The 5,413-nt window shown below is 36.6% G+C and carries 3 protein-coding genes; all 3 read left to right on the top strand.

Going from position 1 to position 5,413, the window contains the following annotated elements; translation table 11 throughout:
- Positions 1 to 898 precede the first annotated feature (898 nt).
- The 3 genes from E1171_RS08000 to E1171_RS08015 all read left to right on the top strand — a co-directional run bounded on the left by E1171_RS08000 (position 899) and on the right by E1171_RS08015 (position 4,985).
- Positions 899 to 1,225 (top strand): hypothetical protein, encoded by a 327-nt coding sequence (locus E1171_RS08000; protein ID WP_155205488.1) that lies wholly within the window; start codon positions 899 to 901, stop codon positions 1,223 to 1,225.
- Positions 1,226 to 1,264: 39 nt separating this feature from the next.
- Positions 1,265 to 1,489: a hypothetical protein gene (locus tag E1171_RS08005; RefSeq protein WP_155205489.1), complete on the top strand. Its 225-nt coding sequence runs from the start codon at positions 1,265 to 1,267 to the stop codon at positions 1,487 to 1,489.
- Positions 1,490 to 2,639: 1,150 nt separating this feature from the next.
- Positions 2,640 to 4,985, top strand: a complete 2,346-nt coding sequence (locus E1171_RS08015; RefSeq protein ID WP_155205491.1) for a M20/M25/M40 family metallo-hydrolase — start codon at positions 2,640 to 2,642, stop codon at positions 4,983 to 4,985.
- Positions 4,986 to 5,413 lie beyond the last annotated feature (428 nt).

Genomic DNA, 5,413 nt, shown 5'->3' on the forward strand with positions numbered 1-5,413 from the left:
TTTCTCAGGGGGCAAAACCGTCCAGGAATTTTTATTGATGGCATTCCATTGGAGTATGCAGTTTTTTCGGATTCCTAGCAGCCAGAAAGACTTTCTTCAAACTCCTTTCTGGCCTTTGATCTGAAGAGTATTTAGCTCATCGGAAGAAGTTATCAGGACGGGGGTATGATTTCTGGCCGTTACTCCAATGCGATAAGTTTGAAGACGGAGTCCTTGCCTTTAAAGCAGGGCAAAAAATGGATAACCTACCAAAATTTTTTGTCCATGGAGCGGCCCATGGGTGATTTCAATGATTGGGGAAGCACAATATTAAATCATATCACTCTAAAGCAATCATTTCAGAAAGTAGTCTATCTCTTATCCTATATACACGGGTCGGCATCTTCTTTTTTCCTGAAAATTGGTTGAGTCGAAACAACCTTAATCTTAAACTACCAACAAATCCTTTCCAGGGGTTAAATACCACTTTCTTTATTAATTATAGCCGTTTAAATGATTACCAAAGAACAGAAGAAAACGATCGGAAAACAAACTGTTTTTTTAATTATTTAGCCGAAGATTATCACCTAAACTCCTAGTAAAAATTTTCAGAAAAATTAGCCAGACAAAAATTCAAAGACGACTACAGTAGAAGATTTCATTTGGAGGATAAATATAGTTTCCATGAATTTAACCAGAAAAATATAGTGGGTTTTAGTAATACCCATGTTATACTTTCAACTTCAATACAGAAGTCATTAGGCCAGGAAATAACAATTTCCATTAACTTAGGTTACAAACAATCCTCCATTAGGGATGAGAAAACTATTAAAGAAGAATGTTGGGCCAGGTAGAAAATGAACCTTACAACAATAGCTTTTTAAATTTTTACTCTCAGCCTAAACCCAGAGAAAAACCAATGTTTTTTCAAACAGACCTAACGATAGGATCATTCGAAACGGTTTCAGCCTTAAATCAGACCACCTATAAGGGAACAAATCTTATTTGGAGGCCTGATGAAGTGGTTAAGACCAATAACTTTACACTGCGAACGGCGTATCATTTGATTAAGGGAAAGTCATTTTTAGGGATAAACAAAGCTTCCCTGAAGGCTTCTTATAGTCGCTTAAATAAGATAGAGCTTTATCCCTCTAATATTGTTCTAAATTTGGAGGTTAACAACCCTATAATCTATAAAATACCACAAAATCAGTTAGAAGGAGGAATTACATTAGGTTTGCTTTAAAATCGTCTACAGCTAAATGTGGATTATTATCATTTAAGGATGAAAAATTATCAAGCTCTTCTGATTGTGGTTCTTTCGACTCCTTCTGGCTTTAATAACAGAAGGTTTGTAGAAAAAATCGGGGATTTTCGGCAAAGTGGCTGGGATTTGCAAATGAAAGCTTTGCTTTTGAACTCAAGTGACATTAAATGGGAAATGATCGGTGACCTATATTCCAATAAAAGAAAACTAATGGTAAAAAAATATACAAATAATCCTTTTTGAAAATGATGTGAAAGTCACCTCTTTTCAATCCCTTCTGTTGAGGCAGAGTTTTCAATATAAAAACTGGGCTTGTTTTTAACCTTTGAGCAGATGCAGGGAGGTGATTTGTAATACAAAACAGGAACAAAGCCAGAATAAATTCCGGCCAAAAATACTCCTCAATATAATTTAATTCTTCTCGAATACCCTAGTATTCTTGTAAAAGGTCGAGGACCTAATGGCGAACCTATGGGAAACAAAGATCTTATAACTTCCTACTCCTCAACTCTTTATCATCCCGAGACCGATTATTTTAATTTATCTAAAATAGGGCTAAGCTATGCTTTCTCTATTCGTTCCCAATGGATCCGCTAGGGCTCTCTTAATTTGTACTATAAGAAATTTAGGAATATTTACACCTATCTTCCGGACATGGACTATTACCGCAGTCAATACCAATTACCCTCTTTTGTTAATAATTTCAATTTTCACTTAGTGCTAATTTTTAGGGCAGTTTTTTTCCTGGTAACCAAATTCAAAGATGTTGTTAACGGGAAAAGAAAAAATAACTGGCCCTTTTTTCTTAATTTCCTACAATGATGAATGTAAATCTTTATAGCTATTTATAATGAGGGGATAAAGATCAACCACTTTCAAATCAGATTTAGATTCTCTCAGGTGTATAAGTTGTTCGTTAAAGCTTCGAAATTTATCACTTCCCATCATCTTTCTAGCCATTTTTTATCTCCCTTCACTTACTTTCTAAAATGATTCTATTCCCAATCTCATATGGATGACCCTTAGTATGGGATACCTGCACACGGTGGGTTCTACTAATCAAAAGGTGGGAACCCAATTTGATAAGTATCCTAGGATAATTCAAAAAACTCCCATTCCAGCATCTGCCCGATATTTTTTTGCAACAATTAATTTACTTATCCTTTAATTTTGTGCCTGGAAATAACCTTAATGAATTTGGAAATCCATGTCCACAACTTTTTCTCACAGGAGTTATAGCTCCCCTATTTCTTCAATTTTAAAAAATCCTAATCAGTTTAATTATAACTGCCTGATTTATAATAATTTATAAAACCCTTTGCCAGATTTTATATTTATTTTAAATTCATTAATATAATTGATTATTCCCACCCAACTAAAACCTTACTCTATCATGAAAACCAAAAAACTACTCCTCTCCGCCTTTTTGTGCCTTTTCATTTTCAGTCAAATTCAACCTATTTGGGCTCAAAACCGGCATCAACGAAGTCCTAAAACAGTGAAAAATGATACTGATGCAAAATCATTCAATCAATCTCGAACAATCCAAAAATCTGAGGAATCATTCTTTGCCACCATGGATTCCAAAGATGCCCAGGCCTTAAAATCAAAATGGCCTAATGAGATCCTAATCCTTTCTTCTAATGAGGATGGAATAAGTGCAGTACACCTTACCGAAAAAGGGGCTCATGAATTGCATCGCAAGATATTGGTGCATGGCCCAGGTTATGTTTATCACTCCTCTCAAGAAAGTGCTCTTCAAGCCCTACAACGAAAAATCCCTTCTCAAAACAAATCAGTGACTTCTAAAGAAGTGGCAACCTTTAGTATTGATCAGGATGCTGTGGTTCAGCAGGCTCTGGACCTGGTCGATAATACTAACATTGCCACTACTATTCAAAACCTTGAAGACTATGGCACCCGCTACCATACCTACAGTTCAGCTACAGATGCAGTAACGGATATGAAAGCTCATTGGGAATCTCTTGCAGCAAGTAGAAGTGATGTTTCAGTGCAATTGGTTAATCATAATTCGACAAATATGCCCTCTTTAGTGATGACCATTACGGGTAGTGCTTTCCCTGAGGAGTATGTCATTATTGGAGGACATATTGATTCCACGTCTGGTTCCGGTAATTCAAATTCACCTGGTGCGGACGATAATGCCTCTGGTATTGCCAGCATCACGGAAGCCATAAGAGTGTTAATGGCTATAGATTTTCAACCCGAACGAACCGTAGAATTTATGGCTTATGCAGCAGAAGAAGTAGGTCTTCGGGGTTCTGAAGAAATTGCCATTGATTATAAAGATCGTAATGTAAATGTTAAAAGTGTGGTACAGCTTGATATGACCAACTATGCAGGATCATCAGAAGATGTTTACCTTATGACAGACACTTATACCGACAACACTTTAAATAATTTCCTCATGCAATTGATGGATCATTATAACGCCTCTGGTACCCATCAGTTAACTTACGGAACATCTATATGCAATTACGGTTGTTCGGATCATTATAGCTGGGCACAACAAGGGTATGCGGTTTCTTTCCCCTTCGAAGCTTCTTTTGGTGATCACAATCCCAATATTCATACTCCAAATGATACCTATGAAAACAGCCCTCTTCCCAATGCAACTCATGCCGCTAAATTCACTAAACTGGCCTTAGAATACATAATTGAAACCGCCAAATCTGCTGATGGAACAGATAACTGTTATACCCCTTCATCCCTTTCCGCTTCCAATATTACTACCACCTCTGCCGAACTGTCCTGGTCTATGGTAAATGGCGCTGAGAACTATTCCCTTCGTTACCGCTTGCAAGGAGAGGATCAATGGAATACGCTCTCTGAAATACAGTCAGCAAACTATAATTTAGAAAATTTATCCCCGGAATCAGATTATGAATTCCAAGTCCAAACAATCTGTGCCAGCCAAAGTTCTGCTTTTTCTTCCTCCCAATCATTTTCCACCCTTTCGGAAAACCAATTACCTGTTTATTGCCAATCTTCCGGGTCAAATACTTATTATGAATGGATAGAAATGGTGGAATTAAATGAAATTTCAAATACCTCTGGATCAGACAATGGATATGGAGATTATAGTAATCAAGTAGCAAATGTTTCGCCCAACACCCAATATCAATTAACTGTTAAGGCAGGGTTTAGGAGCCAATCCTATTTGGAGTATTGGAAAGCCTGGATTGACTTTAATCGAAATGGAACCTATGAAGCATCTGAGGAAGTCCTCAATACTAGTAGCAGTAGTAGTGCTAATATTTCCATCAATTTTACTGTTCCGACGGAAGCCAGTCTAGGAAGGACAGGTATGCGGATAAGTATGCGCTACAATACAGGACAGGCTTCTTGTGATAACTTCAATTTCGGGGAAGTAGAAGATTATGCTATCCAAATAAATGAAAACACCTTTGCAGCTAGAAGCAATAGTGAAAAAAATCACAGCTCAATTACTATAGATAGTAAAGTTGAAAATCTGATTGTATACCCTAACCCTGTTCACGACAATTTCTTTCATTTGAATTTAGAGAAAGATTCAAAGATTCAATCCATTAAATTATTTAATAATTTGGGACATGAAGAGAACCTCAAAATTATAAGGAACGAAGAGAAGATAGATATTGGTAATTTGAAAAATGGAATATACTTTATCCATATCCAATTTGAAGAAAGACTTGAAATTCTCCGATTCGTCAAAGGCACAAATACCATAGATAAATAGGTTAGGCTACCTATCGAATCCTATTTAGTAAAATGAAATAAATACCTAATTCGATATACATTTGTAGTTGACATCCATATAAGCAACACTTTTAAGGCACGGTTTCTTTAACCGTGCCTTAAAAGTGTGTGGCCGGGTTAATTTTTTCACCTCTAAACCTATCCATTCGTGTTTCACATTCTTGATCAAAAGCGCATTTTCAAATTTAACCGAACCCAAGAAAAACACCTCCACCAGGGAAAGCTTTTAACTTCGATTAAATGCCCTTTTGGGGAATGTACATTTCCTCTTTCATTTCATTATTTTCTTTCCGTTTCACCGCAATCCTATTCGCCCCCTTTTATGAAGAAATTTCCATTTAGCCCTGCTTCACTAACAAAGCTGAATAAGGCGAATGGGGAGTCCTGACGACCCCTTAAATCAATTTT

Source organism: Xanthovirga aplysinae (genome assembly GCF_009711365.1).
GTDB classification, from domain to species: domain Bacteria; phylum Bacteroidota; class Bacteroidia; order Cytophagales; family Cyclobacteriaceae; genus Xanthovirga; species Xanthovirga aplysinae.